We start from the raw sequence: 2,500 nt of genomic DNA on the forward strand, positions 1-2,500 counted from the left end.
CACCTGACCTATCAACCACATAGTCTATATGGTTCCTTCAGGGGGCTTGTGCCCCGGGAGATCTCATCTTGAGGCGCGCTTCCCGCTTAGATGCTTTCAGCGGTTATCGCTTCCGAACATAGCTACCCGGCAATGCCACTGGCGTGACAACCGGAACACCAGAGGTTCGTCCACTCCGGTCCTCTCGTACTAGGAGCAGCCCCTCTCAAATCTCCAACGCCCATGGCAGATAGGGACCGAACTGTCTCACGACGTTCTGAACCCAGCTCGCGTACCACTTTAAATGGCGAACAGCCATACCCTTGGGACCGACTACAGCCCCAGGATGTGATGAGCCGACATCGAGGTGCCAAACACCGCCGTCGATATGAACTCTTGGGCGGTATCAGCCTGTTATCCCCGGAGTACCTTTTATCCGTTGAGCGATGGCCCTTCCATACAGAACCACCGGATCACTAAGTCCTAGTTTCCTACCTGCTTGATCCGTCGATCTTGCAGTCAAGCACGCTTATGCCTTTGCACACAGTGCGCGATGTCCGACCGCGCTGAGCGTACCTTCGAGCTCCTCCGTTACTCTTTAGGAGGAGACCGCCCCAGTCAAACTACCCACCATACACGGTCCCCGACCCAGATAATGGGCCCAGGTTAGAACGTCAAGCACGACAGGGTGGTATTTCAAGGATGGCTCCACTGCAGCTAGCGCCACAGTTTCATAGCCTCCCACCTATCCTACACAGACGAACTCAACGTTCAGTGTAAAGCTATAGTAAAGGTTCACGGGGTCTTTCCGTCTTGCCACGGGAACGCTGCATCTTCACAGCGATTTCAATTTCACTGAGTCTCGGGTGGAGACAGCGCCGCTGTCGTTACGCCATTCGTGCAGGTCGGAACTTACCCGACAAGGAATTTCGCTACCTTAGGACCGTTATAGTTACGGCCGCCGTTTACTGGGGCTTCGATCAAGAGCTTCGCCTTGCGGCTGACCCCATCAATTAACCTTCCAGCACCGGGCAGGCGTCACACCCTATACGTCCACTTTCGTGTTTGCAGAGTGCTGTGTTTTTGATAAACAGTCGCAGCGGCCTGGTTACTGCGACCCTCTTCAGCTATAGCTCGCACGAGCCACCAAAAAGGGTGCACCTTCTCCCGAAGTTACGGTGCCATGTTGCCTAGTTCCTTCACCCGAGTTCTCTCAAGCGCCTGAGAATTCTCATCCTACCCACCTGTGTCGGTTTACGGTACGGTCTGCGTAAGCTGAAGCTTAGGAGCTTTTCCTGGAAGCGTGGTATCAGTGACTTCGCCATAAAGGCTCGTCTCGGTGCTCGGTCTTAAAGGATCCCGGATTTGCCAAAGATCCAAACCTACCGCCTTTCCCCAGGACAACCAACGCCTGGTACACCTAACCTTCTCCGTCCCTCCATCGCACTTACGCGAGGTGCAGGAATATTAACCTGCTTTCCATCGACTACGACTTTCGTCCTCGCCTTAGGGGCCGACTCACCCTGCGCCGATTAACGTTGCGCAAGGAAACCTTGGGCTTTCGGCGTGCGGGTTTTTCACCCGCATTATCGTTACTCATGTCAGCATTCGCACTTCCGATACCTCCAGCAGACTTCTCAATCCACCTTCAACGGCTTACGGAACGCTCCTCTACCGCGCATAACAAAGTTATGCACCCCAAGCTTCGGTTTTGTGCTTAGCCCCGTTAAATCTTCCCCGCAGACCGACTCGACCAGTGAGCTATTACGCTTTCTTTAAAGGGTGGCTGCTTCTAAGCCAACCTCCTGGCTGTCTGTGCCTTTCCACATGGTTTTCCACTTAGCACAAAATTTGGGACCTTAGCTGTGGGTCTGGGTTGTTTCCCTTTTCACGACGGACGTTAGCACCCGCCGTGTGTCTCCCATACAGTCCGTCTCGGTATTCGGAGTTTGCAATGGTTTGGTAAGTCGCGATGACCCCCTAGCCATAACAGTGCTCTACCCCCGAGAGGATACATATGAGGCGCTACCTAAATAGCTTTCGAGGAGAACCAGCTATCTCCGGGTTCGATTAGCTTTTCACTCCTAATCACAGCTCATCCCCGTCTTTTGCAACAGACGTGGGTTCGGGCCTCCAGTACCTGTTACGGCACCTTCACCCTGGCCATGACTAGATCACCCGGTTTCGGGTCTACTGCCCGCGACTATGCGCCCTTATCAGACTCGGTTTCCCTTCGCCTCCCCTATACGGTTAAGCTTGCCACGAACAGTAAGTCGCTGACCCATTATACAAAAGGTACGCAGTCACTCCTTGCGGAGCTCCTACTGCTTGTACGCACACGGTTTCAGGATCTATTTCACTCCCCTCTCCGGGGTTCTTTTCGCCTTTCCCTCACGGTACTGGTTCACTATCGGTCGGTCAGTAGTATTTAGCCTTGGAGGATGGTCCCCCCATGTTCAGACAGGGTTTCACGTGCCCCGCCCTACTCGTCTTCACTGAAATGGCCCTTTCAGATACAGGG

The 2,500-nt window shown here is 53.9% G+C and carries 1 rRNA gene (cut by both window edges); it reads right to left on the bottom strand.

Annotated features, from left to right (window positions below):
• A 23S ribosomal RNA gene (locus tag AC3ITW_RS21995) occupies positions 1-2,500 on the bottom strand (it extends past both window edges: 58 nt to the left, 322 nt to the right).

It is taken from the genome of Stenotrophomonas sp. KH_052 (genome assembly GCF_057838755.1).